The 26,764-nt window shown below is 60.8% G+C and carries 21 protein-coding genes; 10 read left to right on the top strand and 11 right to left on the bottom strand.

All coding sequences use genetic code 11. From position 1 onward, the window contains the following. Window positions 1–4 precede the first annotated feature (4 nt). From ACI77I_RS24720 to ACI77I_RS24705, 4 genes are all read right to left on the bottom strand, one after another. The gene (locus tag ACI77I_RS24720; RefSeq protein ID WP_242154238.1) at window positions 5–3,139 is read right to left on the bottom strand and encodes a CusA/CzcA family heavy metal efflux RND transporter; all 3,135 of its coding nucleotides are present in this window, start codon (window positions 3,137–3,139) and stop codon (window positions 5–7) included. Window positions 3,140–3,157: 18 nt separating this feature from the next. Then, window positions 3,158–4,267, bottom strand: a complete 1,110-nt coding sequence (locus ACI77I_RS24715; protein WP_263274467.1) for an efflux RND transporter periplasmic adaptor subunit — start codon at window positions 4,265–4,267, stop codon at window positions 3,158–3,160. 18 nt (window positions 4,268–4,285) lie between these two features. Next, window positions 4,286–5,524: a TolC family protein gene (locus tag ACI77I_RS24710; protein WP_094948856.1), complete on the bottom strand. Its 1,239-nt coding sequence runs from the start codon at window positions 5,522–5,524 to the stop codon at window positions 4,286–4,288. 109 nt (window positions 5,525–5,633) lie between these two features. After that, entirely contained in the window at window positions 5,634–6,539 is a 906-nt protein-coding gene (locus ACI77I_RS24705; protein WP_406998776.1) for a cation diffusion facilitator family transporter, read from the bottom strand. A 218-nt stretch (window positions 6,540–6,757) separates the two neighbouring features. On the opposite strand from ACI77I_RS24705, the gene ACI77I_RS24700 reads away from it, so the two are divergent. After that, window positions 6,758–8,128, top strand: a complete 1,371-nt coding sequence (locus tag ACI77I_RS24700) for a GntP family permease (RefSeq protein ID WP_263274465.1) — start codon at window positions 6,758–6,760, stop codon at window positions 8,126–8,128. 3 nt (window positions 8,129–8,131) lie between these two features. On the opposite strand, the gene ACI77I_RS24695 is transcribed toward ACI77I_RS24700, so the two are convergent. Beyond that, window positions 8,132–9,421: an MFS transporter gene (locus ACI77I_RS24695; RefSeq protein ID WP_094948853.1), complete on the bottom strand. Its 1,290-nt coding sequence runs from the start codon at window positions 9,419–9,421 to the stop codon at window positions 8,132–8,134. A gap of 185 nt (window positions 9,422–9,606) precedes the next feature. Here ACI77I_RS24695 and ACI77I_RS24690 point away from each other — a divergent pair, with 185 nt between their 5' ends. The 5 genes from ACI77I_RS24690 to ACI77I_RS24670 all read left to right on the top strand — a co-directional run bounded on the left by ACI77I_RS24690 (window position 9,607) and on the right by ACI77I_RS24670 (window position 15,299). Next, window positions 9,607–11,025, top strand: coding sequence for a short-chain fatty acid transporter (locus ACI77I_RS24690; protein ID WP_221293829.1), 1,419 nt, complete (start codon window positions 9,607–9,609; stop codon window positions 11,023–11,025). A gap of 191 nt (window positions 11,026–11,216) precedes the next feature. Continuing rightward, complete coding sequence (locus ACI77I_RS24685) at window positions 11,217–11,537, top strand: hypothetical protein (RefSeq protein ID WP_094948851.1); 321 nt, start codon at window positions 11,217–11,219, stop codon at window positions 11,535–11,537. 97 nt (window positions 11,538–11,634) lie between these two features. Next, window positions 11,635–13,335: an acid phosphatase gene (acpA, locus tag ACI77I_RS24680; RefSeq protein WP_406998773.1), complete on the top strand. Its 1,701-nt coding sequence runs from the start codon at window positions 11,635–11,637 to the stop codon at window positions 13,333–13,335. Between the two features lie 122 nt (window positions 13,336–13,457). Further along, window positions 13,458–14,627 (top strand): hypothetical protein, encoded by a 1,170-nt coding sequence (locus tag ACI77I_RS24675; RefSeq protein ID WP_406998771.1) that lies wholly within the window; start codon window positions 13,458–13,460, stop codon window positions 14,625–14,627. A gap of 147 nt (window positions 14,628–14,774) precedes the next feature. Next, entirely contained in the window at window positions 14,775–15,299 is a 525-nt protein-coding gene (locus ACI77I_RS24670) for an SET domain-containing protein-lysine N-methyltransferase (RefSeq protein WP_406998769.1), read from the top strand. Here ACI77I_RS24670 and can read toward each other — a convergent pair. Next, window positions 15,296–15,940 (bottom strand): carbonate dehydratase, encoded by a 645-nt coding sequence (can, locus tag ACI77I_RS24665; protein WP_034111649.1) that lies wholly within the window; start codon window positions 15,938–15,940, stop codon window positions 15,296–15,298. The two genes, ACI77I_RS24670 and can, sit on opposite strands and share 4 nt — an antisense overlap. 139 nt (window positions 15,941–16,079) lie before the next feature. On the opposite strand from can, the gene ACI77I_RS24660 reads away from it, so the two are divergent. Next, complete coding sequence (locus ACI77I_RS24660) at window positions 16,080–16,484, top strand: serine kinase/phosphatase (RefSeq protein ID WP_406998766.1); 405 nt, start codon at window positions 16,080–16,082, stop codon at window positions 16,482–16,484. A 158-nt stretch (window positions 16,485–16,642) separates the two neighbouring features. On the opposite strand, the gene rimI is transcribed toward ACI77I_RS24660, so the two are convergent. Together rimI and ACI77I_RS24650 are read right to left on the bottom strand one after the other, a co-directional pair. Further along, a complete protein-coding gene (gene rimI / locus ACI77I_RS24655) occupies window positions 16,643–17,095 on the bottom strand; it encodes a ribosomal protein S18-alanine N-acetyltransferase (protein WP_094948846.1) in 453 nt (150 codons plus the stop codon). Next, on the bottom strand, window positions 17,088–17,831 hold the full coding sequence (locus ACI77I_RS24650; protein ID WP_094948845.1) for an energy transducer TonB: 744 nt from the start codon (window positions 17,829–17,831) through the stop codon (window positions 17,088–17,090). Before ACI77I_RS24650 ends, rimI begins: the two co-directional genes overlap by 8 nt. A 186-nt stretch (window positions 17,832–18,017) precedes the next feature. On the opposite strand from ACI77I_RS24650, the gene mksB reads away from it, so the two are divergent. Genes mksB through mksF form a run of 3 tightly spaced genes read left to right on the top strand, consistent with a single transcriptional unit; the run spans window position 18,018 to window position 22,829 of the window. After that, window positions 18,018–19,295 (top strand): Mks condensin complex protein MksB, encoded by a 1,278-nt coding sequence (gene mksB, locus ACI77I_RS24645; RefSeq protein WP_406998764.1) that lies wholly within the window; start codon window positions 18,018–18,020, stop codon window positions 19,293–19,295. Beyond that, on the top strand, window positions 19,285–19,992 hold the full coding sequence (mksE, locus tag ACI77I_RS24640; protein WP_094948843.1) for an Mks condensin complex protein MksE: 708 nt from the start codon (window positions 19,285–19,287) through the stop codon (window positions 19,990–19,992). The genes mksB and mksE overlap by 11 nt, the downstream gene beginning before the upstream one ends. Then, entirely contained in the window at window positions 19,989–22,829 is a 2,841-nt protein-coding gene (mksF, locus tag ACI77I_RS24635) for an Mks condensin complex protein MksF (protein WP_242154230.1), read from the top strand. Before mksE ends, mksF begins: the two co-directional genes overlap by 4 nt. A gap of 171 nt (window positions 22,830–23,000) precedes the next feature. On the opposite strand, the gene ACI77I_RS24630 is transcribed toward mksF, so the two are convergent. Genes ACI77I_RS24630 through ACI77I_RS24620 form a run of 3 tightly spaced genes read right to left on the bottom strand, consistent with a single transcriptional unit; the run spans window position 23,001 to window position 26,566 of the window. Further along, a complete protein-coding gene (locus tag ACI77I_RS24630) occupies window positions 23,001–25,304 on the bottom strand; it encodes a PqiB family protein (protein ID WP_094948841.1) in 2,304 nt (767 codons plus the stop codon). Then, the gene (locus ACI77I_RS24625; RefSeq protein ID WP_094948840.1) at window positions 25,297–25,920 is read right to left on the bottom strand and encodes a paraquat-inducible protein A; all 624 of its coding nucleotides are present in this window, start codon (window positions 25,918–25,920) and stop codon (window positions 25,297–25,299) included. The genes ACI77I_RS24630 and ACI77I_RS24625 overlap by 8 nt, the downstream gene beginning before the upstream one ends. Beyond that, window positions 25,907–26,566 (bottom strand): paraquat-inducible protein A, encoded by a 660-nt coding sequence (locus ACI77I_RS24620; protein ID WP_094948839.1) that lies wholly within the window; start codon window positions 26,564–26,566, stop codon window positions 25,907–25,909. The genes ACI77I_RS24625 and ACI77I_RS24620 overlap by 14 nt, the downstream gene beginning before the upstream one ends. Window positions 26,567–26,764: the final 198 nt, after the last annotated feature.

The following is a 26,764-nucleotide window of genomic DNA, read 5'->3' as shown; positions in this document are numbered from 1 at the left end:
CTCGTCATTCCTCCTTGCGATGCGCCCACTGATACAACGCCGGCAGCACCAGCAAGGTCAGCAACGTGGAAGAAATAATCCCGCCAATCACCACCGTCGCCAACGGGCGCTGCACCTCGGCGCCGGTGCCGGTGGCCAGGGCCATTGGGATAAACCCCAGGGACGCCACCAGCGCCGTCATCAGTACCGGGCGCAAACGGGTGAGCGCGCCTTCGTTGATCGCCACCGACAATGAGCGCCCTTCCTCGCGCAGGTTGCGGATGAAGGCAATCATCACCAGCCCGTTCAACACCGCCACACCCGACAACGCGATAAAGCCCACCCCCGCCGAGATCGACAATGGAATATCGCGCAACCACAGCGCCATGATCCCACCGGTCAACGCGAACGGAATCCCGGTAAACACCAGCAGCCCGTCCTTGAGGTTGTTGAACATCATAAACAGCAGCCCGAACACCAGCAGCAACGCCACCGGCACCACGATGCGCAAACGTTCGGAGGCTTCCTTCAACTGTTCGAACTGGCCGCCCCATGTCGTCCAGTAACCCGCCGGCACCTTCACCTGGCTGCTGATGGCCGTCTCGGCCTCATCAACAAACGAACCGATATCCCGCCCGCGCACGTTGGCGCTGACGATCACCAGACGCTTGCCATTCTCGCGACTGATCTGGTTCGGCCCGAGTACCAAATCCAAACTGGCAACCTGGGACAAGGCGATAAAACCCAACTGCCCCGACGCGTTACTGGCCAGCGCCGGCACCGGGATCAACAGCCGTGATAGCCCGTCGATATCGGTACGCAACGCGTCGGACAAACGCACAACCATGTCGAAGCGGCGGTCACCTTCGTACAACGTACCGGCCTGGCGCCCACCGACAGCGACGGCAATGGTGTCCTGCACATCGCCCACATTCAGGCCGAAACGCGCGGCCTTGTCGCGGTCAATATTGATCGTCAGTACCGGCAGCCCGGAAGTCTGTTCCACCTTCACTTCCGAGGCGCCCTCAAGCTTTTGCAGGGTCTCGGCGATTTCCCCGGCGGTCTTGTTGAGCACCGCCATGTCGTCGCCAAACACCTTCACCGCCACATCACTGCGCACCCCAGAAATCAGCTCGTTGAAACGCAGTTGGATCGGTTGCGACAGTTCATACGCACTGCCCGGCACAATCGCACTGGCGCGCTGGATATCTTCGATCAGCGCTTCACGAGATTTCTTCGGGTCCGGCCATTGGTCCTTCGGCTTGAGCATCACATAGCTGTCGGAAATATTCGGCGGCATAGGGTCGGAAGCGATTTCCGCGGTGCCGGTACGCGCGAAGACCCGTTCGATTTCCGGCACCTGAGCCATCAAGGTTTTTTCCAGCTGCTGCTGCATCTGCACCGATTGCGTCAGGCTGGTGCCCGGCACACGCAAGGCTTGCTGGGCGAAGTCACCTTCACTGAGGCTGGGGATAAATTCGCTGCCCATGCGGCTGGCCACCACGCCCGAGGCGACGATGGTCAGCACCGCCAAGCCAAACACCAGAGGGCGGCGCGCCATCACCCAATCCAGCACCGGCGCATAGACCCGACGTGCCGTGCGCATCACCAGGTTTTCTTCTTCCTTGACCTTGCCAGTGACGAACAGCGCGATCGCGGCTGGCACGAACGTCACCGACAGAATCATCGCGCCGAGCAGGGCAATCACCACGGTAAAGGCCATGGGGTGGAACATCTTCCCAGCCACACCCGTGAGGGCGAAGATCGGCAGGTACACCACCATGATGATCAGTTGCCCGTAGATCAAAGCCCGTCGAGCCTCCTTGGCGGCCGCGAACACTTCGTGCAGGCGTTCGCTGCGGGTCAGCAGGCGGCCATGGCGCTGCTGCGCATGGGCCAGTCGGCGGATCGCGTTTTCGACGATCACCACCGCGCCGTCGACAATAATGCCGAAGTCCAGCGCGCCAAGGCTCATCAGGTTGGCGCTGACTTTGTTGGTGAACATTCCGGTAAACGTGAACAGCATCGCCAGCGGGATCACCATCGCAGTGATCAACGCCGCGCGGATGTTGCCCAGGAACAGGAACAGCACGGCGACGACCAGCAGCGCACCTTCGAAGAGGTTTTTCTTCACGGTGGCGATGGCTTTTTCCACCAGGTTGGTGCGGTCGTAGACGGTGACGGCCACCACGCCTTGGGGCAGCGAACGGTTGATCTCTTCCAGTTTTTTCGCCACCGCCTGGGACACGGTACGGCTGTTTTCACCGATCAACATAAACACCGTGCCCAGCACCACTTCACGGCCATTTTCCGTGGCGGCACCGGTACGCAGCTCACGGCCGATTTCGACGTGCGCCACATTGCGCACGCGAATCGGCGTGCCATCCGAGGTGGTGATGACGATGTTGGCGATGTCATCGATGGACGCCACTTGCCCCGGAGCGCGGATCAACAGTTGCTCGCCGCTGCGCTCGATGTAACCGGCGCCGACGTTGGCGTTATTACGCTCCAGCGAAGTGACCAAATCGGTCAACGTCAGGTTGTAGGCCGCCAGACGCTTGGGGTCCGGGGCGATCTGGTATTCCTTGGCAAAGCCGCCGATGGTGTTGATCTCGGCCACGCCCGGCACATTGCGCAGTTGCGGCTTGATGATCCAATCCTGGATCACCCGCAGGTCGGTCGGTGTGTAAGGCGTACCGTCTTCTTTGAGTGCGCCGTCTTCGGCTTCGACGGTCCATAGGAAAATCTCCCCGAGACCGGTGGAAATCGGCCCCATCGCGGTTTCGATGCCGGTGGGCAATTGTTCGCGGGCCACTTGCAGGCGCTCGTTGACCAATTGGCGGGCAAAGAACAGGTCGGTGCCGTCTTTGAAGATCACCGTGACCTGGGACAAGCCGGAGCGCGACAACGAGCGCGTCTGCTGCAAACCCGGCAAGCCGGCCATGGCGGTTTCAATCGGAAAGGTGATGCGCTGTTCGGTCTCCAGCGGCGAAAACCCGGCCGCCGCCGAGTTGATCTGCACCTGCACATTGGTGATGTCGGGCACTGCGTCGATGGGCAACTTCTGATAGCTGGCGATGCCGACACCGGCCATCAACAGCACCGCCAGCAGCACGATGATGCGCTGTTCGATGGCGAATTGGATAAGGCGCTCAAACATGGGAAATCACTCGCAGGATCAATGGGCGTGCTCGGCCGAGCCTTTACCCAGTTCGGACTTGAGGATGAAGCTGCCTTCGGTCGCCACTTGCGCCCCGACGTCGAGGCCTTTGCGTACTTCGACATAGCCGTTTTCACTCACGCCCAGTTCGAGGTGGCGGGTGATGAAACCGTCCGCAGTGCGCACAAACACCGAAGGTTTGTCCTCGACGGTCTGGATCGCGGTTTGCGGCACGGTGACCTTGGCCTGGTAGGTGTCGGTGGCCAATTGCACGGTGACAAACAGCCCGGGGCGCCAGGCGTCGTCGGGGTTGGGCACGGTCACGCGCACGGTGGCGGTACGCGTCTGCTCGCCGAGCAGGTTGCCGACGTAGGCCACGGTGCCTTGTACTTCAGTGCCCATTTCCGTGGAGGTGACTTTCACCGGTTTACCGACGCGCACCTTGTTCAAGTCCTTGGGAAACACGCCGAAGGTGACCCACACCTGGGACAAATCCGAGAGCGTGAAGGCATTGCTGGTTTCGCCCACCACCTCACCGACGCCCAGGTGTTTTTCCACCACCACACCGGCGAATGGCGCACGCAGCTCATAGCGATTGCCGCCCGCCAGAACGGCACTGCCGCTGAGCGCCGTCATCTTCTGACGAGCGTTGTTCAAGGCGATTTCAGCCTCCTGCAAGGTCTGGCGCGCCAGCAGGTAATCTTGCTCGGCGGAGATCTCGTCCTTCCACAGTTGGCGCTCGCGCTGGAAAGTGGTGCGTGCCAGTTCGACACGACGCTCACTGGCCGCCAGCTCGCTGCGTTGATCAGAAATCTGCTGGCTGGAGATCACCGCCAACAGTTCGCCTTTCTTCACCGACTGGCCGAGGTTGACCTTGACCTCCTCCACCACACCGGCCGCACGCGGGACGATGTGCGAGGTACGGTCCTCGTCAAAACGCACTTCGCCCGGCAGCGTCAGCAGGGTGCTGATCGCGCGGGGTTGGGCCTGGGCGAGTTGGATACCGGCAGCCTGGATCTGCTGCTCAGTGAGTTCGAGTTTGCCTTCTTCTTCCTCTTCGGCATGGGCAAAACCAGACAGCATCAGGCCCAGGGCGACGGCAAGCGCCACACCGTGTTTATGCTTCATAAAAGACTCCAGAAAAAATCAAAACCGGGCGAGGTCGCCGTAAATCCGTTCGATGCGTACCCAGGCGTCAGTCGCCTGGGCGGTCGCCGTGAGGTATTGGGTGCGGGCTGCGATCAAGGTGCGCTGGGCGTCGAGCACGTCGAGGAAGTTGAACTTGCCCATCTCGAAGCCACGGGTGGCGCTGTCCACCGCGCTTTGGGCGGCGGGCAGGATTTGTTGGTTGAACGTGCGCACTTCAGTGTTGGCGGTTTGCCACAGGTCCAGGGCCTGACGGGTTTCGGTGCGCAGGCGCAGCTCAACGGCATTGCGCAGGTCGCGGGCCTGATCGGCGCGGCGGCTGGCGGCGAGCACGTTGCCCTGGTTGCGGTTGAACAGCGGGATCGGCATCGACACGCCCACCAGGTTCACCCGCTCACGCACGCTGGCGTCGTACTGGCTGCCGATCGACACATCGAGGTCAGGAATGCGCTGGGCTTTTTCCAGGCCCACGCTGGCTTCGCTCTGGATAATCTGCATGTCGGCCAGGCGCAGCTCGGTGGTTTGCTCAAGCCGCGCCAGCAATTGTGCGGAGGCCGGCAAGGGCGGTGCGGATTGGCTTTGAGTGGCCACGGCCTGGAAGTCGGGGGTGGCGCTGCCGGTGCTGGCGGCAAGGCGGCGATAGGCATCGCTCAGGCCGACCTGCGCGCGGTTCAACTCCAGGCGGATCTCCGACAGCTGCACCTGCGCGCGCGTGGCTTCCACCGGCGATGACTTGCCGGCGGTGACGCGGCCCTTGGCGACCACTAGGCCGCGCTCGGCAAGCGCCATCGAGCGTTGCGCCAGGTCGAGGCGTTCCTGGGCTCGCAGCGCGCCGTAATAGCTGTCGATCACATCGGCGCGCAGACCATTGCGACGCTGCTCAAGGGTCAGCGCGGCGGCATCCTGGGCACGTGTCGCCACGTCAATCCGCGCACCGCGCTTACCGCCCAGTTCCAGGGTTTGGCTGAGTTTAATCGTGGTGGTGCGCGTGTTGCGGCGCGTGTCTTCGGCATCCCATGAGGCTACCGGGTTGGGGATCAAGCCAGCCTGTTGGCGACCGCCTTGGGCAATCTCGATTTCCCATTGCGCGGCAGCCAGGTCGGGGTTGTTGGCGAAGGCGGCTTGCAGGGCTGCATCAAGCGTGAGGGTTTGCGCCTGAGCAGCACTGGCTGCCACCCACAACGCAGTCGCCCCTAACAGTGTTCTAACGGCCAACAGTGTTCTAACGGAAAGTGCCATAACGAGAGTTCCAGGCCCAGAAAGTCGCTGAGGTTTCCCAGCGAGGGCAATGTAACTTTCGGTACTTATCAGGGCGGTGGGCGGAACATTACAAATCTGTTAGCCGGGATCAGGCATGCACGTCGTCATGTTCATCGTGCTCAAACCCCTCGCCTTCCACCTGCAACGTGACGTGGGAAATATCGAATTGTTCGTGCAGCAACTCCGTCACCAGCGTGAGGACTTGTTGTTCGGTGCCCAGCGCCGAGTCCGCCACCAAGTGCGCACTCAGCACATTCTTGCCGCTGGTCAGGGCCCAGATATGCAGGTCGTGCACGTCCTTGACCCCAGGCACGTTGCGGATGCCCTGCTCGATCTGATCAATATCAATGCCGTCGGGCACGCCTTGCAGCAGCACGTTCATGCTTTCCTTCAGCAAGATCCAGGTGCGTGGTAATACCCAGAAACCAATCCCTGCCGCCACCAAGGAATCGACCCAGCCCCAACCGGTGAGCATGATCACCAGCGCCGCGATGATCACGCCAATGGAGCCGAGCATGTCGCTCCACACTTCCAGGTAGGCGCCTTTGACGTTGAGACTTTCGCCGCTGCCGGCACTGAGCAGGCGCATCGAAATCAAGTTGATGATCAGCCCCAACACCGCGATCACCAGCATGCCGGTGGACTGGATTTCAGGCGGCGCCTGCAGCCGTTGATAGGCCTCATACAGAATGTAAAAGGCCACGGCAAACAGCAGCAGCGCATTGAACGACGCCGCCAGAATTTCGAAACGCGCATACCCGAAGGTGCGCTTACGGTCAGCGGCGCGCTTGGCCATCTGGATGGCAACCAGGGAAATCGCCATCGCCAGGGTGTCCGTCATCATGTGGGCCGCGTCGGACAACAGCGCCAGGCTGCCGGTGACGAAGGCGCCGATGACCTCGGCGATCATAAAACTCCCGGTTAAGCCGAGCACCATCCACAACTTGCGTTCGTGACCTGCGCGTACCTGGGCGTGATTGTGTCCGGCGCTCATGTGATGTCCTCGTCATAACGGAATGGGCTGATCATAGGGCCATAAAACCATAGCACCGGCACGCCTTGCGAAATTGTCATTCAGCTGTCAGCCAAGCGTTAACCAGGCTCGCACCAAAACTGCGCAATAGCGCTGTGGCACGGTTCTATCAGGTATGCTTTTCGGGCAGGAAACAAAAAGAAACAAATTAGCCAACCTGTTCGATAAGGAGCCCCGTTTTGGAGTTATCGACTGCCGCGTGGATGGTTCACGACACCCGCCTTATGCTCTGCGTGCTGCTGGCGATCGTCAGCATCATTGTGTTGATCAGCGCGACCAAGCTGCCGCCGTTCCTGTCGATTCTGATCGGTACGTTTATCGCCGGTGTCGGCGCCGGGTTGCCTCCGGAAGAAGTCGCCAAAGCCTTCAGCAAAGGCGCCGGGGCGATCCTCGGTGAAGCCGGGATCATCATCGCCCTGGGCTCGATGCTCGGTGCGTTGATGGCCGAATCCGGCGCGGCCGACCGCATTGCCACCACCCTGCTCGGGCTGGGCAAAGGCAAGTCGCTGCCCTGGGTAATGGCGCTGGTCGCCATGGTGATCGGCCTGCCGCTGTTCTTCGAAGTCGGCTTGGTGATGATGGTGCCGATCATCTTCGTGATGGCCAAACGCTCGAACCAACCACTGCTGAAAATCGCGATCCCGGCGCTGGCCGGCATGACCACCCTGCACGCCCTGATGCCACCGCATCCGGGGCCGCTGATTGCGGTGAGCGCGCTGCACGCCGACCTGGGCCTGACTATGCTGCTGGGCTTTTGCCTGGCGGTGCCGGCGGTGATTCTCGCGGGCCCGCTCTACGGCAACTGGCTGTCCAAACGCCTGCACGTGGATGAACCGGCCGACATCGGCGCGCTGTTCAGCGCACCGCCCAAGGCGCCACGCCAGCCGAGTTTCGGTGTGTCGTTGCTGATCATCTTGCTGCCGGTAATTCTGATGCTCGGCAGCACCTTGGCCAAGGTTGCGATGTCGCCGGAAAACCCGGTGGCATTGACCTTGAAATTCCTCGGTGAGCCGCTGATCGCACTTGGCCTGGCCGTCATCGCCGCTGTGATCTGCCTGGGCTGGGCCGCCGGTATGCCACGCAGCGACGTCGGCAACACCCTGCGCAAAGCCCTCGCGCCTATCGCCGTGCTGCTGTTGACCATCGGTGCCGGCGGCGGCCTCAAGCAAACCCTGCTGGACGCCGGCGTCAGCCAGACCATCAGCAAGGTCGCCGAAGGCGCACACATGCCCTACTTGCTGCTGGCATGGTTGATCGCCGTGGCCCTGCGCCAGGCCACCGGCTCGGCGACCGTTGCTACCACTACCACGGCGGGCATTCTCGCACCGATGATGGCGGGTTTGGCGGCGACCCAGAGTTCATTGGTAGCGCTGGCGATTGGCGCCGGCTCGGTGTTCTTCTGCCACGTCAACGACGCCGGGTTCTGGATGGTGCGGGAGTACTTTGGCTTGCAGCTGAAGCAGACGATCTGGGTGTGGTCGGTGTTGCAGACCATCGTTTCCGTCGTCGGCTTGGTGGGTACGTTGGTGCTGTGGCACTTTCTGACTTAAACCTCAGGAGGCCAAGGTGTGGCGCTTACCAAAAATCGCCACACTCGCCACCCCCACCGCGCCCATCACCACGCAATAGCCCACGCAAATCCACGGGCTGGTAGGCATCAGCGCAATCAACAGCAGCGGCGTAGTACTCGCCCACAACGCGTAGGCAATGTTGTAGGTGAAGGAAATTCCCGACACCCGCACCTGCGCCGGGAATAGGCCGACCATCACCGACGGCACCGCGCCCACTACGCCGCAACTCAAGCCCGCCACGGCATATGCCGCGCCCAGCCATACGCCGCCGTTGATCAGGCTGGCGTACAGCACCGCAATGCCCACCGGCAGCAACAGGCTGTAGACCTGCACCGCGCGCCAGGCGCCGATGCGGTCCACCAGCAGGCCGGCCAGGACACAGCCGATATTCAGGAAGACGATGCCCAATGCGCTCAAGGCGAAGGTGTGGCTGGGGCTCATGCCGAAGGTTTTTTGCATCATGGTTGGGGTGATGACCACCAGCACCACCACCGCCGAGGTGAGCACGCAGGTGAGGATCATCGCCGGCAGCAACACGGCGCGATGGTCGCGCAGCACGGTGCGCAGAGGCAGTTCGGCGGCGGCCTGGCGACGCGCCTGCATTTCGAGGAACACCGGGGTTTCGTTGAGCCAGCGGCGCAGCCACACGCCGATCACGCCGAACACACCACCGAGCAGGAACGGGAAGCGCCAGGCGTAATCGAGGATTTCAGCGGGGGTGAAAACTTGCGCCAGCAGGGTGGCAGTCAATGCGCCGAGCAGGTAGCCGAAGGTCAGGCCGGCCTGCAGGAAGCCCAGGGCATAGCCACGATGCTGGGTTGGCGCGTGTTCGGCGACGAAAGTCCAGGCGCTGGGCACCTCGCCGCCCACTGCCGCGCCTTGCAGCACGCGCAGCACCAGCAGGATCAATGGGGCGAAATAACCGATTTGCGCGTAGGTCGGCATGATCCCGATCAGCAGGCAGGGCAAGGCCATCATCAGGATGCTCAGACTGAACACGCGTTTGCGCCCCAGGTGATCGGCGAAGTGCGCCATCAAAATGCCGCCCAGCGGGCGCGCCAGGTAGCCGGTGACGAAGATGCCGAAGCTTTGCAGCAGGCGCAGCCACTCGGGCATTTCTGGCGGGAAAAACAGCTGGCTGAGGGTCAGCGCAAAGAATACGAAGATGATGAAGTCGTAGATTTCCAGGGCGCCGCCGAGGGCGGCCAGGCCCAGGGTTTTGTAGTCGGAGCGGGAAAAACGCTGCGCCTGTGGAGAAAAGGTGGCAGTCATGTGGAGGCTCGGCAGACAAACAAAATGGCGTGCAGGTTATGAGCTGAGCCCAATGATGGCAATCACGACAGATATATTTGTTTTCCTCATGGATCGATGAAGATAACTGCATTCCCATATCAATGGCCGTAGCGGAACATGCCGTAAAACTGCCAACACCATAATAAATACAAGAGGAAAGACTCGTGGCCGATGCTATCGAAGAAAGCCGCTATGCCCGATTTGCCCTGCGTTGTTCCAATTTCGCCGAACGCTGGTTTCCTGACTCCTGGGTGTTTGCCGCCCTTGCGGTGATCATCGTCGCCGTGGCGACCCTGGGCATGGGCGCCGCGCCGACCGAAGCCGCCAAAGCCTTTGGTGATGGGTTCTGGAGCCTGATCCCGTTCACCATGCAGATGGCCTTTGTGGTGATCGGCGGTTATGTGGTGGCCAGCTCACCGCCTGCGGTGAAACTGATCGACCGCCTGGCACGCATCCCGAAGAACGGCCGTTCGGCCGTGGCCTGGGTGGCGCTGATCTCGATGGTTGCCTCCCTGCTCAACTGGGGCTTGTCCTTGGTGTTCGGCGGTTTGCTGGTGCGCGCACTGGCCCGTCGCACGGATTTGCGCATGGATTACCGCGCGGCCGGTGCTGCCGCCTACCTGGGCCTGGGCGCGGTGTGGGCGCTGGGGCTGTCGTCGTCGGCCGCGCAATTGCAAGCCAACCCGGCCAGCTTGCCACCGTCGATTCTGTCGATTACAGGGGTGATTCCATTCACCGATACCATCTTTCTATGGCAATCCGGGGTGATGTTGCTGGCGCTGATCGTGGTGTCGCTGATCATCGCCTACGCTACCGCGCCGGGGCCGAACAGCGCCCGTGATGCAAAAGCCTGCGGCGTCGACCCGGCCTTTAACCTGCCCAAGATTCAAGCACCAACCCGCCCGGGCGAATGGCTGGAACACAGCCCGCTGTTGACCATTTTGCTGGCCCTGCTGGCGGCCGGCTGGCTGTTCCATGAGTTTTCAACCAAGCCGGCAATCAGCGCCATCTCGGGGCTGAACACCTACAACTTCCTGTTCATCATGGTCGGTGCGCTGCTGCACTGGCGCCCACGCAGCTTTCTGGATGCGGTAGCGCGCGCCGTGCCGACCACCACCGGCGTGCTGATCCAGTTTCCGCTGTACGGCTCGATCGCCGCGTTGATGACCGTGGTCAAGGGCGGCGACGGCCAGACCCTGGCGCACCACATTTCGACCTTCTTCACGTCCATCGCCTCCCACGACACCTACGCGCTATTAATGGGCGTGTACTCGGCGGTGCTGGGCTTCTTTATTCCGTCGGGCGGCGGCAAGTGGATCATCGAAGCACCTTACGTAATGCAAGTGGCCAACGACCTGCAATACCACCTAGGCTGGGCGGTGCAAATCTACAACGCAGCTGAGGCGCTGCCGAACCTGATCAACCCGTTCTATATGCTGCCGCTGCTGGGCGTGTTGGGGCTCAAGGCGCGGGACTTGATCGGGTTTTCGTTTGTGCAGTTGCTGGTGCACACGCCGTTGGTGTTGTTCCTGCTGTGGGCGTTGGGGACGACGTTGAAGTATTTGCCGCCCGTCATGCCCTGACGCGGTCAGTGTGGGAGCGGCGGTGTGACTGGCTCGCTCCCACATTATTAACGACAAGCCGCAAGCTGCCGTTCTGATGCAATGTGTGGGGTTCGTCCCACTCTGTGTGTCGACAACGCCTGACTTCTATCGCCAGCGCCTTTGATTAACCTGACTCGGATTACCACTCACCAATCGCCAAGGAAAATCCGATGACGCCCCTATCCAAATCACTGGAAGAGTTGATCAATGATATTTATAAGGACGACAACGTATCGGTCGTTGAGTACACAACCCTGCGAGACGATGCCGATCGGCGCATGGCTGCCGTGATCAAAGAGTTTGGTCTGCACAACAACGTGACAGCCTTCCAAAAAGCCATGGATGTCGCCATGCAACTGCTGCAGACCAGCGTCATCGATGCGAAGAAAGCCAGGTTGACCGATACCGGCGAAGCCATCGTCAAGGATGCGGTGACGGCCCAGGTTGAGTACTTGCGCGCGGGTAGCCAATTGGCGCTGCGCCTGTTGTAATCGCCCGATTCATTTCGCTGTCTTCGTTCGGTCATATTCGGTTGCTACCGTCCTGGCGAAACATCTTGCAACAACTAGCCAGCAGGGACTCCCATTAATGAGTGACGAGCACCAAGACCGCCCTTCCTCCGATTCCACAGCTCTACCACCGGTGGATACCAGCCGCCGGCGCTTCCTGGGAGGCGCAGCGGTACTGGGGGTCGGCGCGACCTTGGGTGCCTGCGGCAATACCGGCGAGCCCTCGGGCAAACCGCAAGTGCGCCCACTCACGCCGCAAGAGCTGGACAAGGCCCTGCACGACAACGTGAAAAATGTGGTGGTGATCTACGGTGAAAACCGCAGCTTCAACAACCTGTTTGCCGACTTCCCCGGCGTAGAGAGCCCGCTGTCCGCGCTCAAACCCGCCGACTACCAGCAACGTGACCGTGACGGCAGCCTGCTGCAGACGCTGCCGCAAGTGTGGGGCGGCGTGACTCAGCTTGGGCCGCAGACGATCGACGGCGTGGTTTACCCCGTCGCTACCCAATATCAAGAACACTTACCCAATGCACCTTACGCATTGAAAGGCCCGGACGGCGAAGACCTGCCGTTGAGCCTGATCACCCGCGACCTGTGGCACGTGTTTTATCAGAACCAAATGCAGATCAATGGTGGCAAGAACGACCAGTTTGTCGCCTGGGCCGACTCGGGCGCGCTGACGTTTGGCCATTACCCGCAAACGCGCTACTCGATGCGCCTGTGGGACGTCGCCAAGGAGTTCGTGCTCTGCGACAACTTCTTCCAGGGCGCCTTTGGTGGTTCTTACCTCAACCACCAGTATTTGATCAGCGCTCAAGTGCCGTTTTACCCGGATGCTGCCAATTCAGTGGCCAAATCGCAGATCGCCACGCTGCAGAGCGACGACCCGACCGACACGCGCCTCAAGCCGCTGGACAAGTCCCCGGCCAGTGCCATGACTGGCCCGCCACAATTCGGCCCCAGCGCATTGACGCCGGACGGCTACGCGGTGAATACCATGGCGCCGCCGTATTGGCCGACCTGGATCCGCGACCCGGAGCGCCCGGACTACGCCAAACCCGACTTGCCCAGCGTGCTGGTGCCGCAGTCTCACGAACACATCGGCGACAAGCTGTCGAAGAAAAACGTGGACTGGGCCTGGTATGGCGGTGCCTGGCAGGCGACGATCGACGAACACAAGGATTCGGCAGCGATCCCGAAGATTCCGAGTTTTCAGTATCACCATCAGCCGTTCAACTACTTCAAGCAGCAAGGCCCGCAAAACCCGGTTGAGCGCAAGAAACGCCTGCGCGACGGCGGCCTGGGCGATGAACCGAGCACCAACCACTTCCTGGCTGATGCCCAGGCGGGAACACTGCCGGCGGTGACCTTCTACAAACCCCAGGGCAACCTCAACATGCACGCCGGTTATGCCGACGTGGCCTCGGGTGACCGCCATATCACCCGCGCCCTGAAGGTGCTGCAGGAAAGCCCACAATGGAAAAACATGGTGGTGATCATCACCGTCGATGAAAACGGCGGCTGGTGGGACCACGTTGCACCGCCAAAAGGCGACCGCTGGGGCCCGGGCACGCGGATTCCGGCCGTGGTGGTCTCGCCATTTGCGCGCAAAGGCACGGTGGACCATACGGTGTACGACACGGCGTCGATCCTGCGTTTGATCACCCGGGTGTTCCAGCTGGAGAAACTGGACGGCCTCAAGCTGCGTGATGACGCGATGACCGCCCGCGGCCAGAAGCCCATGGGCGACTTGAGCAACGCGTTGGAATTCAAGGCGTAGGTTTTCTTATCCAATAGCGACACGCCTGGCGATTTAACACGCGATTTTCCTGGTCAGCCGCTACTGTGTGGAGGTGGGCTTTCAACCCGCGCAGACGGGCTTTCGCTGACAAGGAACCAACTATGTTTAAACCGACCAGGCTGTCCTTCACCCTGGCCGCACTGCTGGCCAGTGCGGTCGTACAGGCCGATATCGAAGTACCACTGGGCAGCACGCAACGCGTCACCCAGTTGTTCGCGTTCCCCAATAACTGCAACGTGATCTGCTTTCGGCCATGGACGCTGGAGCAGACTGCCGAGCACTACTTGAACCAGAGCCTTCAGCGCGACGGCTACAGCCGTGCCAAGGTCAGCGTGAAGACCCACGACGGCCAGGTCTCAGCCACCTTCAGCGGCGTGCCGGACCACTACGGGCAGCCGTTGACCACGTTGCTCAATACCGCTGACCTTGCCTACCAAGGTGCCAGCAAACTCAACGCCGACGGCAAGTGGGCCTACAACTGGTACCTGTTCCTGCCGCTGGGCATGGCGCTGGAACACCGCAAAAGCATCGAGTTGCTGCACTTCCCGCCTGACTATTCGCTGACCCAGGCCCAGGATTACCTGGAATCGGCCACCACTGACCGATGGGCCAGCTTGCTCACCGACAATGGCATCCCGGCCACCGAAACACCGGCTTACCAGACCATCATCGATATTGCACCGATCGCCGCGCCGTCCAACGCGGGTAAAGACCTGGAAAACGTCTACAGCTACTTCGCCGACTATCAGACACGCATGGTCAAGGAACTGAGCCTGCGCGCTAACGGCTCGTTGCCGATGGTCGCGTTCGGTGCCCCGGTGCGCAGCTGGATCACGCAACAGTACGGCCAGACGGTGAGCGTGCTGGGCTTGGCGCAAATCAGCCCGGCAGCGGGCAAGACCGTGTCAGTACTGGGCGCCAACCATCCGAGCTACATCTGGTATGCGGCAGACCCGGCCACCTATGACGGCAATGAACAAAAGGCCGACGAGGCTGGTTTAAAGGTGATGGGCCAGGATCTGAGCGCTGCCTGCTGGCAGGCCGGCATGGGGCAAAAACCCGCCAGCGACCCGAATGTATTGCTCAAGGCCTGCATGAACACTTGGCAAGTCACGCGCAAGGAGCAGACCTGTGAGTTGTTCTACACCTCGGTGCGCAGCCTGACCCCGGAGCAGGCCAACGCAAAATGCGCCACGCCCGCCATCAAGGCACAGTTGAAACAGCTCAAGAACACCGCCCCAGCCCCCCTAGTCACAGCGCCAGCGCTGTAGTGCGCACAAAAAATCAGCGAGTTCTACTGTGAAGGTTGACAGTAGAAATCGCTGACGTGTTCAGCGAGTCTTGATCCAGGCCCATTCGCTGCAAGACTGGCAGTCAGACACCGTTCGCAAGTCGATGCAGCCCACCACAGGAGAGTGATGAAAACTCAAGCCATGGATAAGGCTAATAGTGCGGACGATGACTGCCTGTACCCCTTCGCGACAACGCTGGCCGTGTGCGGCTATCCGTCGTCCCGGCAATTTGAGGTAATACGTGACAAACACGGCGAGGTCATCGGCATCAAAGCCCGTGTGGGCTTCGACAGCCGCACACTCATTGCCCGCGTGTTCGGCTATGCCTTGAGCGAACGGCGCCCGCATACCTTCCAGATCTCGGCACGCATCCGGCTGTACGACCCGTGGGTCTGCGGCCAACTGCATCACTCCTGCGACCCAAATGTATATCTCGATACATCCTATCTGGAGCTCTGGTCAGTCATGCCGATTGCCGCCGGCACGTGGCTGACCATCGATTACGCCAAGACCGGCGACGTCTTGCACCGCCAGTTCGCCTGCCAATGCGGCAGCCCCAACTGCCGGGGCTGGATCAAAGGCCCGGAGGAACAACTCAGCCTGGAAGGCAAGCTGTTCCTGGAGCAACGGGACGACAAGACGTGCCTTTAAGCTTCACCCAACGGGCGTAGGCGGTATTGCGGCGGCAACTGCTCGAAGCCACTGATGGTGGTGTTCAAGCTCTTCCAACGACCGTCCTTGATGCCGTAGATGCAGCCATGGATCGACAGACTCTGCCCACGGTGCCAAGCGTTTTGCACAATGCTGGTATGACCGACGTTGGCCACCTGCTGAATCACGTTCAGCTCGCAAAGGCGGTCCACGCGTTCTTCTTCGGTCGGCAGTTGGGCCAGCAGTTCGCGGTTTTCGTAGTAGAGGTCACGAATGGTGCGCAGCCAGCCGTCGATCAGGCCGAACTGGCGGTCCTGCATCGAGGCGCGCACACCGCCACAGCCGTAGTGGCCGGTGACAAGGATGTGTTTGACCTTGAGCACATCGACCGCGTACTGGATCACCGACAGGCAATTGAGGTCGGTGTGCAGCACCACGTTGGCGACGTTGCGGTGCACAAACAGATCACCCGGCAGCATGCCGACGATCTCGTTGGCCGGCACCCGGGCGTCGGAGCAGCCGATCCACAGGTATTCCGGGGTTTGCTGGCGGGCGAGCTTGGCGAAGAATTCGGGATCTTCCTGTTTGATCGCGTCCGCCCAGCGTTCATTGTTATCAAGCAGGTCTTGTAGTTCGTTCATCAGGGAAAGCCTCAGGAATGATGCGCAGCTGTGTGACAGACAACCGCTCGTCCGGGTCACGCCAAGCCGTAATTAGCTTGAATTTTTAGGGCGCCGTGCCTGTCCACACACTATAAGCCCCACAGTATGAGGATTGGCCATGACTGAATCACGACGTCCCTACGGCGCTACACAGCCGGAACCGATTGATGACAACGAAGATCGCATGGGCGAGATGCGCGAGCTGGACTTTGACGAGGAGACACCGACTGCAGAAATCGGCGATGAAATCCCAGCTCGCGAGCGTGAGCACCTGATGCCCGACGAACGGGTACGCGAAGCAGGGATGACCGGTGCTTCGACGGATGACCATGAGTCCACCGATGATGATATGAGCCCGGAAACGCTGATCCATGAGGATGGCGCGCGGGATGCGCAGGAGGCGGGTGAAGACAACCCGGCGGATTACGATTTGAGCATCGTCGAGGAAGATGAGATCGGCGGCGGGAATGGGCTGGATGAAGCCGAGTTGGCCGGTATCGATCCCGTAGACGGTAACCGCTGACGCACCACAGGCCCAGCGGTGAACACTGCCCCTGTGGGAGCCGGGCTTGCCCGCGATGCAGGCGCCTCAGTGCCCGAGTGAGGCCGAGGTGAGGCTCTCGCAGCGGTTCGACAAGCCAGCCCCCACAGGGGCCTGCTTGCACATGGGATGCCTGCGTTTTAGTCGATCAGGGTGCAGGCCATGACGACCGCATCTTCACGCCCGCCCACAGCGGGGTAGTAATCGCGGCGGCGGCCGATTTCGTTGAAACCGTAGCGCTCGTACAGGCGGAACGCGCCGGTGTTGCTGTCACGTACCTCCAGGAAGCACTCGCGCGCACTGGCCGCATACGCGCGGGACATCAAGTGCTCCAGCAGCGCCAGGCCAAGGCCACGGCCCTGGTTTTCCGGTTTGACGGTGATGTTCAGCAAATGCGCCTCATCGAGGATGATTTGCACCACACCATGCCCCACCTGCTGCTCGCCCTCGAACATCAGCCAGATCTGGTATTTGCCCAACCCATCGAGAAAAATCCCACGGGTCCAGGGATGGCTGAACGCCGCGTATTCGATCTTCAGTACAGCGTCGAGGTCCGCCTCGGTCATCGGGCGGAAGGATAAAGCTTCACTCATCGGTACTTTTCCAGCGCGCCATCAGCCGGCGCATGGCTTGCCAGACATCAGCCTTACGCTGTGGCTCTTCCATTAATAATTCAAGGCCCGGCAGGGCCCACACCGAGCCCAGGCCTTCGACCTGCAGTTCGCGGTACCAGGCTTCGGCATTCGCTTCGCCGGCAAACCGCACGGCGGGCAGGCCGATCAGCCACAGGCACACGCAGGGTTCGTCTTCCAGGCGTGCCGAAACAAAACCTTGTACAAAATCCCGCGCGGCTTCCGGGCCCTGGTCCATGGTGCCGCGCACCAGCAGCGGCCAGCGCACCGGGTCGCCGACAATTTGCGGGCTGTCGGGCAGGCCGGCGGCGCGCAGCATGTCTTTGAGCAGCATGTAAGCCGGGTCGCGGGTCTGGAAACGCTCGCCGGTGGGCAATTCCACCAGCAGTAGGCAACGCCCGGCGCGCAACAATTGCAGGGCAAAGCGCGGCGGCGGCACCACCGGGGCCTTGGCGACCGGCGCAGGCTCTTCAACCACTGCCGGCTTGACCATCGCAGAGGGGCGCGGCACTTCAATCTTCGCCCGCTCGACGGCAGGACGCGCCTCGGGGGCGGGCTTGACCACCGCCACCGGTGCGGCGGCCTCCTCCCCCGAAACTTCGAACGCCTCAGAGGGCTCAAGCGCTTGCAGCAGCTCGGGCCGCGACGGGGCGGCGAACGGCAGTTCGGTGCGGGGCAGCCAGTTGACCACCTGCATGGCGGTCAAGTAAGCGCGACGTCGGGACTCGATAAGCACAGCTCGGCCACTTGTGGATAAGTAAAGAGCGGGGATTCTACCGCTGTTCGGTAACAATCGCCCACTGCGCACTGACCGGCTGTGGATAAATCCCGCGCCTGATGCAGTACAATCGCGACTTTTAATCGCCAACCAGCCGGCCATTCCATGATCGAACCCAAGCGCGTCCTGCGCGCCCTCGCCGAACACTGGGCCTTACTTGAGCCACTGTGCGAACACTTCGACCAAGGCACCTTGAGCCTGGGCGAGCTGCGCGCGCAATTGGCCGCCCAACAACTGGACAGCACGCCCCAGGACATCACCAGCCTGCTGGACGTGTGGATTCGCCTGGATATCCTGGTGCCTGTCGCCAAGAGCCCGAACCGTTTCGAGCTCAACGCACAGATCCACGACTTCCTCGCTTATCTTCGCAAGGAGCACCGGCTTGGCCTGTGCCTGGAAATCGAAGCCTACCTGCGCCACCTTGAGCGCCTGGCCGGTTATATCCAGGACGCCTTCGACATCCGCGATGGCCACGACCTGGCCCGTCAACTGCGCCTGCTGGATATGCGCGTACGCGACGTGCTGAAAAAGCTCGCCAACGACGAACAAGCACTCGCCGCCGTGGCCGACCGCGCCAAGACCAGCGACCGGCAGATCCCATTGCGCCAGCGTTACGCCGAGGTCCTGGCGACGTGGGACGAATACGTCGAACCGATGATCCAACTGGTGAACGCCGACGGTGCCTTCGAGCAAGGCGTGCGCAAGGTCGAGAACGTGCTGCTGCGCATGCTTACCGAACAGCAGCGCCTCGGCCACCTGGTGGACGATGACATGCTGCTGCGCACCCACGCGCGCATCCTCGAAATGCAGACCAGCGCCCAGCTGACCTTGCGTCACGCCCGCGAACTGCTGTTGCCGCTGCGTGAAGAAGCACGCCGGCACAACGCCGTGACCCGTGGTGCGGCGTTGGCCTTGTCGGCCATCCGCCGTAAAGGCCTGGACGCGGTGCCGCAGGCGGCGATGCCGATGTTCACCCGGCCGCAAAGCACCTTCCTCGGCAGTGCCAGCCAGGTCGAGGCCTATGTGTATGCCCTGGCGAATTTCGAGCCGAAACCGGCGCGTTTCCCCAAGGCGCACAAATCCCACAAGGGCGAAGCCCAGCGTGCACCGCGCACGGTCAAGGAAATGCTCGAGCGCTGCGAAGATGCACTGCCGATGCCGGACCTGATGACTTGGCTGCTGGAGCAGGAACCGGACGGCGCCACCGACGAATTGCTGTACTGGTTCTCGCGACTCTCACGCGAGAAACGTTTCAAGCGCGAACGCCTGGAACGCCGCGACTATCACACACACGAGCACCAGGTCAGCCTGCGCTCATTCGCCCTGCTCCCGGCCGGCTCTGATATGGCCGAGAATTCTGCGAGTACACCTAATGCAACTTGATCTATCCGAACTGTCCCAGCTGGCGCCGATCTTTCGCGAGCTGTTCAAGGGTTATCACGTCAGCCGCCGCGACCCGGAGCTGTACGCGCAATTGTCGAACTTCCAGGACCAGTACCGCACGCTGTTCAAGGCCCTGGGCTTTGAACTGGTGTGCGATACCCGTGGTTTCTATTACTTCGTACCGGACTCCGCCATCGCCAGCGCGCAGGTGAACAAGACCGCCCAGCGCCTGGCGCTGTTCACCTTCATCATCGTCGAGCATTTGGCCGACCAAGGCCGCGACCCGATCGCCGTGCTCGACGGTGGCAGCTTGGGCCGCGATGAGTTGCCCTCGCTACTGGAGAAGTACCGCGACCTGTTTATCCAGGCCGAAGTGCAGACCCAGGAAGAACTCGAAGAAAAGATCATGCGCCGCATGACCCAACTGGGCTTTGCCAGCGAAGACAACGGCGTGTACCGCTTCTTGCCGCCGATGCACCGTTTCCTCGACGTGTGCCTGTCGGTGCAGCAAGACCGTGACCTCGCGGCCAGCGTGCACAGCGTGTTGCCATTGCCGGCGCCGGTGATCATCGACGAAGACAGCGACGAGAAACTGCTGAAGACCGATGACCCGCTGGATTTGAGTGATTTCGAAGAAGAAAGCGAAGAAGACGCGATGGCCCGCGCCATTGCCGAAGAACAGGAGACCGATGCATGAGTAAGGAACGCTACGGCATCCGCCGCTTCGCCCTATTGAACACCGCCGGTTACAGTTTGGGCCTGTTCCCGCTGGAAGAGCCGCTGTCGGTGTATGGCGCGAACAACCTGGGTAAATCCGCGTCGATCAACGCCCTGCAATTCCCGATTCTGGCGCGCATGTCGGACATGAGTTTCGGCAAGTACACCCTGGAGCAATCGCGGCGCTTCTACTTTGCCACCGACACCAGCTACATCCTCGTGGAAGTCTCGCTGCCCCACGGCCCGCACGTGATCGGCGTGGTCGGGCGTGGCCCGGGCGGTGGTTTTGGTCACCAGTTCTTTGCCTATGCCGGCAAGCTGGATTTGGCCCACTACCAGAAAAACGACACCTGCCTGCGCCAGAAAGAGCTGTTCACCAACCTTGAGCGCGAAGGCCTGAAAGCCTACGAACTCAAGCCGGATGAACTGCGCCGCTTGCTGGTGGGCGGCCACACGTCGATCCCGCTGGACCTGACCCTGATTCCGCTGCGCTCCACCAGCGAGCAGAGCCTGAAGACCTTCCGCGCACTGTTTATCAACCTGCTGCACATGCGCGAAATCACCGCGGCCAAACTCAAGCAATTGTTCCTGGATGCCTTCGAACACAGCCTGCGCTCCGGCAGTGTCGATTACATCGCCGCGTGCGAAGAAGCCTTCCGCGATGTGCGGCGCATGGAGCAGGACTACAACTCCTTGGTCGCCGCTGGACCGTTGGTTGAAGCCCTGGCCAATGGCGTTCGCCAGCGCGACACGTTGCGCGGCAAATTGCATCGCCTGTCGCCATTGCTGGACTCGTTGCTGGGCACCTGGTCGGACTACGCCAGTGCGCGCAAGGAAGAGCTGACCATCCAGGCCGAGCACTACCGCAATGAACAGGACGCGCTGCAAAACGATCAGCGCGGCGGCACCCAGGAGCTGATGCGCCTGGAGCGGGAAATCAGTGGCATTCAGCGTTGGTTGGGCGAGCTGTCGGTGCTCAAGCATCGCTTTGCGCTGGTGGATGACGTCAAGGTGCTGGAGCAGCAACTGCTGGCCGCCAAGGATGCCCACGATGAGTTGGCAGGTGCGTTGGCACAGTCCCGGCAGTTCAGCGCCGAGGACTTGGACGAGCGTCTGCGCGACCTGGAAAAGCGCCTGAAGTCGGTCAAGCAACAGCTCGACCACGCAGACAACAACAGCTACGCCAAACTGCGCGAGGAGTTTTCGCAGCAGGATGTCGAGCGTCTGATGCGTTTGTTCAACAGTTCGTTGTTCAGCCTGCCATTGGGCGAGCATGGCATCACGCTGGACGAGGACGGCCAGTGGGTGAAATCCCTGGAGCAGATCCTTGATGGCTTCAAAGGTGAGCATTTTGAAGTGCCGGGGCTGTCCATCGACATTTCCCACATCGAGCCACCTGCGTTGCAGGCCTTGGCGGATCGCGCGGCGTTGCGCGACCAGAAAGAGCGCCTGGAAAAAGAACTCAAGCAGCTCAAGACGCAGCAGGCTGTAGCTTCTGATCGTGCGGCGAGCAAGACCCAGACCGAAGCGCTGTACCAGCAAGTGCTGGATGCGCAGAAAGCGCTGGAAGACTTCCGTCGTGCGCAGACCTTGAGCGCCGAAGAAGGCGAGAAGCTGGAAAACCTGGCGCAGATGGAAGCCGCGCAGGATGAGTTGAAGCGCTCCAGTGATGCCTTCACCGAACGTGTGCAGCAACTGTCGGCCAAGCTGCAATTGGTTGGGCGTCAGATCGGCGATATGGAAGCCAAGCAACGCACGCTGGATGACGCGCTGCGCCGTCGCCAGCTGCTGCCGGCAGACTTGCCGTTCGGCACGCCGTTCATGGACCCGGTCGACGACTCCATGGACAATCTGCTGCCGCTGCTCAATGACTATCAGGACAGCTGGCAAGGTTTGCTGCGCGCCGATGGCCAGATCGACGCACTGTATGCACAGGTGCGCCTCAAAGGCGTGGCCAAGTTCGACAGTGAAGATGATATGGAGCGTCGCCTGCACCTGCTGATCAACGCCTATGCACACCGTACCGATGAAGCCCTGACACTCGGCAAGGCACGCCGTGCGGCGGTGACCGACATCGCGCGGACCCTGCGCAATATCCGCAGCGACTACGACAGCCTGGAACACCAGTTGGCCTTGTTCAACCGCGAGATCAACAAGCGCCAGGTGTCCAACCTGCAAAGCTTCCGCATCGTGCTGGCGCCGAACAAGGAAGCCCTCAAGCATATCGACCAGATCATCCACAGTGCCGGTCAGTATGAAGAAGGCGAAACCCTGTCGGTGTTCGACTTAAGCCAGAGCGCCGAGCAGGACAACAAGAACGAAGAGGCCAAGGAATACCTCGCGCGCCTGGTGGCGGCCAACCATAACCAGTTGGGCCTCAAGGACTTGTTCGAGCTGGCGTTCGAGATCACCAAGGTGCATGGCCAGCCGGTGATTCACACCGACATCGACGGTGCGGCGTCCAACGGCACCACCATGACCATCAAAGCGCTGACCAACATGTACTTGTTGCTGCACTTGATGGACCGTGATCAGGCCGGGCGTGTGCGTTTGCCGTACTACCTCGACGAGGCGGCGGACATCGATGAGAAGAACCAGGCGGCGCTGCTGGAAACCAGCTTACAGTTGGGCTTCGTGCCGATTCTGGCCAGTGTGAAGCCGCAGGTGTCCGCCCAAGTGGCGATCGACCTGGAAGGCGGCAGCGGGCCGAATGGCATCTACATTGATGAGGCGGACTGGAAGTACATCCGTCGTCACGATGCAGTAAAGGCTACGGTGAATGTGCAGGCGGATGAGCCGGAGTTGGATGAGGTTTGATCGGTTGAACTGAAATGCAAAAAGGCCCCTGGGTGAGAATCCAGGGGCCTTTTTTGTCGCCTGTTACGGCCTCTGCGCGGGCAAGCCCGCTCCCACAGGTGAGCGCATTCCTACAAGTTAAATGCGGTTGAATGTGGGAGCCGGGCTTGCCCGCGATGGGCGCGCCTCGGTCTATTTGCCGAGCGGAATTTTAGGCGCCCACGTCAGCCATTCATCTTCAAACTTGTCGAACAGCGGGAAGGTTTGCTGCGGCCGTGCAGTGTTGCCCATGCGCTCGCCATCTGGCGTAGCGAAGGCGATGCCGCCCGCGACCAGGGTCTCCAGGGACTCGGTACGTACCGTCGCGCCTTTGAACAGGCCGAAGTCGAGCCCGAAGCCGCTGGTGTTCCAGAAGCGGCTGCCGCTGCGTACCAGTGGCGCGTACTTTGGCTCAATCAGGATATGGATCAGTACGCGGTCGGCGGTCTGGCCCAGCTCGTAGCCGGTGACTTTGCCGACCGTGACTTCGCGGTAGGTGACGGGGACGCCTTCCTTCAGCGAGCCACGGCGTGCAGCGCTGAGCACCAGGCTCAAGCCTTCCTCCTGATGGACCGCCTCGGGTGGCTTATCCAACGCAACGAAGCTTTTTTGTGGCCCGGCGTTTTTCGCGGAGGGCTGTACTTCGATGTATTGGCCGGTGACCAGGGTTTCCAGGTTCGAGGTTTTCATCAGGCCCAGTTCTGGCTTGACCACCCAGAACTGGCTGCCCGTGCGTGCGATCCGGTCAGCCACTTGGGTGATGCGCGCGCTGAGCAACACCGACTGCATGTCGGCACTCAGGTCGACGCTCTCGATCTTGCCCACGTCCAGGCCTTTGAAGCGTACCGGCGTGCCGGGGCGCAAACCGTCGGCACGATCAACCTTGATGGTTACCAAGGTGCCGTGTTGATTGGCAGCCTCGCGATCAGCAAACAGACGGAAGCGCGGAATACGTTTTTTCAGCGGCACGTTCGGTTCCGGGGTTTCGAAGGCGATACCGCCGGCCATCAGGCTGGCCAGGGATTCACTTTTCACTTGGATGCCGCCGGTGAGCCCGCCCGTCAGCGTGACACCGCTGGCATTCCAAAAGCGTGTCGAACCGTTGACCAGGTTTTCATATTCCTTCTCGATGTGAACGCCTATCACCAGTTGCTTGTTCTTGCGCGAGAACTGGTAGCTCTGCACCGAACCGACCTTGACCTGCTTGTATAGGATCGGGCTGCCGACATCCAGCGAGCCGAGGTTATCGGTGAAGAGCACCATGTGCAGGCCTGGGGAACGCAGGTCCAGCGGTGGCGCCTTGGCCCGGGCAACGAACTCACGTTGTGGTGCGCTGCCTTTGTCACCGGGGCGAATGGCGATGTAGTTACCTTTGACCAAGGCTTCCAGGCCAGTGATACCGGCCAGGGAGATGGACGGCTTGACCACCCAGAACTGGGTGTCTTGCACCAGGTAGTCTTCGGCGAGTGGGTCGAGGGTCAGCTCGGCATTGGCGCTGGACAGGTCCGGGTCGATCTTCAGGGTTTTCAGGCTACCGACCTGAATGCCTTTGTACATGACCGGGGTGCGCCCAGCCTGCAGGCCTTCGAAGTCGGTGAGTTTGACCTTGACCTTGATACCGGCGGCGGCAGCGTCAAAGTCTTCGTACAAGCGGAACGGCAGGCTCGGGTCGGTTGGCGGGCTGTCCTTGCGATTCTCCGGTGTGGCGAAAGCGATGCCGCCGGCGACGATGCTGGAAAGGGATTCACTGCGCACTTTGACGCCGGAGAGGTTGGCGTCGATGCTGATGCCGCTGGCGTTCCAGAAACGCGTATGTTTGCGCACCAGGCTGGCGTAGGTCGGTTCGATGTAGACCTTGATTTCGACGGTGCTCTGGTCTTCGGACAGCAGATAGCTTTTGACCTGGCCGACCTGGATCTGCTTGTAGAACACCGGGCTGCCACGATTCAGCGAGCCGAGGCGATCGGCTTTGATGGTCAGGTGCAAGCCGGGCTTGGCATCAGATAAAGGCGGCTCTTCGGAGAGGGCCTTGAACTTGCGAGTCGGCTCACCGTCGCCTGGGCTGGCGGCAATGTAGTTACCCGAGACCAGGGTTTCCAAGCCGGTGATACCGGCAAGGCTGACGCTGGGTTTGACCAGCCAGAAACGCGTATTGGTCTTGAGGTATTGCTCGACATCCTTGTTCATCTCGACGGTGGCGATCACCCCACGATTGCTGCCCTCATCGTCCAGCGCCAGGGTCTTGACCTTGCCGACGGTCATGCCTTTGTAAACCACTTCGGTCTTGTTGACCTGGATACCTTCGCCACTTTCAAAGCGCACCTGGATCTCGATGCCTTGCTGGGAATAAGCACGCCATCCGAGCCAGCCGCCGATGATCAGGGCAATCAAGGGCAACACCCAAATGGCCGACCAGTTGGAGGCTGGGCGGGTTTTAGCTTTTGGCAAATCACTCATGGTCGTCGTCCGACTCCGTGTTGTCCCAAATCAGTCGGGGATCAAAAGTTACTGCGGCAAGCATCGTCAAGATCACCACACTGGCGAACGCTGCAGCACCGAGATTGGCCTCGACACTGGCAAGTCGCCCAAAGTTAACAACTGCAACCAGGATGGCGATCACGAAGATATCCAGCATGGACCAGCGGCCAATGAATTCGATAAAGCGGTACATGATAATGCGTTGTTGCGCGGACAGCGGTTGGTGACGCTGCACCGAGAACAGCAGCAGGCCAATGCCTACCAGCTTGAACGTCGGCACCAGGATACTGGCGATAAACACCACCGCAGCGATGGGGAACATGCCGTGCTGAACCAGCTGGATCACGCCGGCCATGATGGTACTGGGTTCGCCCTGGCCAAGGGAGTTGACGGTCATAATTGGTAATAGATTGGCGGGGATATACAAGATCGCCGCCGTGATCAGCAACGCCCAGGTACGCGTGAGGCTGTTGGGGCGACGGGCATGAATCAGCGCGCCGCAACGGGTGCAGAGCTGCTCATCAGTATCGGTCTTCTGCTTGTTCAACTCGTGGCATTCAGTACAAATCAGAATGCCCGCATCAATCGCCCGCATGATCATCCTCTCCTGACAACGCCTGCCAGATCTGGTGGGGCGACATCACCACCTCAAGCAGTACCTGAACGATTAATAGACTGACGAAACAAATGAGCCCGAGGCCGATGGTGATGGAGGCCATGTCGGCGAGCTTTACGATCGCGACGAGCACACCCATCAGGTAGACCTCTAACATCCCCCAATCCTTGAGGTGATGGTAAATGCGGTAGAGCAGCAGCCCATAACTGCGGCCGATCTTCCAGCGAATGCTGAGCAGCACGGCCAATTGGCAGAGCAATTTGAGCAGCGGGATGCCCATGCTGCACAGAAACACTACGGCCGCGACACTTTGCATACCGGTATCAAACAGGCCGATAACGCCGCTCCACACGGTGTCGTCTGAGGACTGCCCGAGTAGATTGAGCTGCATGATGGGTAAAAAGTTCGCGGGGATGTACAGCAATAGCGCTGCCAGCACCAAGGCGAGGCTGCGCTCAACGACGTTGTGGCGGTGAGCATAGAGCTCGTAACCGCAGCGTGGGCATTGGGCTTTTTCACCGAGGGCGAGTATGGGCTTGCGCATCAGCAAGTCGCACTCATGGCATGCCACCAGATCCTCCAGTGGTAAGTCCGACACCTCGAGGGTATCAACCGGATCGGGCATAGATAGGGCTCGAGCTCTAAAAAAGGTAGGTGCCTATTCTAGTGGTCTGGTTCAGAAATAACTGTGCAATTTTGTCGGGAGGTATTGGTGGATTTGAGATGCAAGAACGGAGTGGCACTTAGGTGATGCTTAGTATCAGTTGGCCGCTTAACGTTAACGTGCTTGGCGAGCAAAATTGCCTCTACGCTTTTCGACCGC

This window comes from Pseudomonas sp. D47, assembly GCF_045447305.1.
Classification (GTDB): domain Bacteria; phylum Pseudomonadota; class Gammaproteobacteria; order Pseudomonadales; family Pseudomonadaceae; genus Aquipseudomonas.
Note: the sequence above shows the minus strand (reverse complement) of the source record. Positions and strands in the feature narration are given on the sequence as shown.

What these genes read in the sequence shown, in the direction of transcription:
- ACI77I_RS24650 (WP_094948845.1), bottom strand. Translation starts at nt 17,831, where the DNA reads ATGCAGGTGGTCAACTGGCTGCCCCGCACCGAACTGCCGTTCGCCGCC.
- ACI77I_RS24720 (WP_242154238.1), bottom strand. Translation starts at nt 3,139, where the DNA reads ATGTTTGAGCGCCTTATCCAATTCGCCATCGAACAGCGCATCATCGTG.
- ACI77I_RS24685 (WP_094948851.1), top strand. Translation starts at nt 11,217, where the DNA reads ATGACGCCCCTATCCAAATCACTGGAAGAGTTGATCAATGATATTTAT.
- ACI77I_RS24620 (WP_094948839.1), bottom strand. Translation starts at nt 26,566, where the DNA reads ATGCCCGATCCGGTTGATACCCTCGAGGTGTCGGACTTACCACTGGAG.
- mksF (WP_242154230.1), top strand. Translation starts at nt 19,989, where the DNA reads ATGAGTAAGGAACGCTACGGCATCCGCCGCTTCGCCCTATTGAACACC.
- ACI77I_RS24625 (WP_094948840.1), bottom strand. Translation starts at nt 25,920, where the DNA reads ATGCGGGCGATTGATGCGGGCATTCTGATTTGTACTGAATGCCACGAG.
- ACI77I_RS24675 (WP_406998771.1), top strand. Translation starts at nt 13,458, where the DNA reads ATGTTTAAACCGACCAGGCTGTCCTTCACCCTGGCCGCACTGCTGGCC.
- mksE (WP_094948843.1), top strand. Translation starts at nt 19,285, where the DNA reads ATGCAACTTGATCTATCCGAACTGTCCCAGCTGGCGCCGATCTTTCGC.
- ACI77I_RS24715 (WP_263274467.1), bottom strand. Translation starts at nt 4,267, where the DNA reads ATGAAGCATAAACACGGTGTGGCGCTTGCCGTCGCCCTGGGCCTGATG.
- ACI77I_RS24670 (WP_406998769.1), top strand. Translation starts at nt 14,775, where the DNA reads ATGAAAACTCAAGCCATGGATAAGGCTAATAGTGCGGACGATGACTGC.
- acpA (WP_406998773.1), top strand. Translation starts at nt 11,635, where the DNA reads ATGAGTGACGAGCACCAAGACCGCCCTTCCTCCGATTCCACAGCTCTA.
- ACI77I_RS24660 (WP_406998766.1), top strand. Translation starts at nt 16,080, where the DNA reads ATGACTGAATCACGACGTCCCTACGGCGCTACACAGCCGGAACCGATT.
- rimI (WP_094948846.1), bottom strand. Translation starts at nt 17,095, where the DNA reads ATGAGTGAAGCTTTATCCTTCCGCCCGATGACCGAGGCGGACCTCGAC.
- ACI77I_RS24705 (WP_406998776.1), bottom strand. Translation starts at nt 6,539, where the DNA reads ATGAGCGCCGGACACAATCACGCCCAGGTACGCGCAGGTCACGAACGC.
- can (WP_034111649.1), bottom strand. Translation starts at nt 15,940, where the DNA reads ATGAACGAACTACAAGACCTGCTTGATAACAATGAACGCTGGGCGGAC.
- ACI77I_RS24710 (WP_094948856.1), bottom strand. Translation starts at nt 5,524, where the DNA reads ATGGCACTTTCCGTTAGAACACTGTTGGCCGTTAGAACACTGTTAGGG.
- mksB (WP_406998764.1), top strand. Translation starts at nt 18,018, where the DNA reads ATGATCGAACCCAAGCGCGTCCTGCGCGCCCTCGCCGAACACTGGGCC.
- ACI77I_RS24630 (WP_094948841.1), bottom strand. Translation starts at nt 25,304, where the DNA reads ATGAGTGATTTGCCAAAAGCTAAAACCCGCCCAGCCTCCAACTGGTCG.
- ACI77I_RS24695 (WP_094948853.1), bottom strand. Translation starts at nt 9,421, where the DNA reads ATGACTGCCACCTTTTCTCCACAGGCGCAGCGTTTTTCCCGCTCCGAC.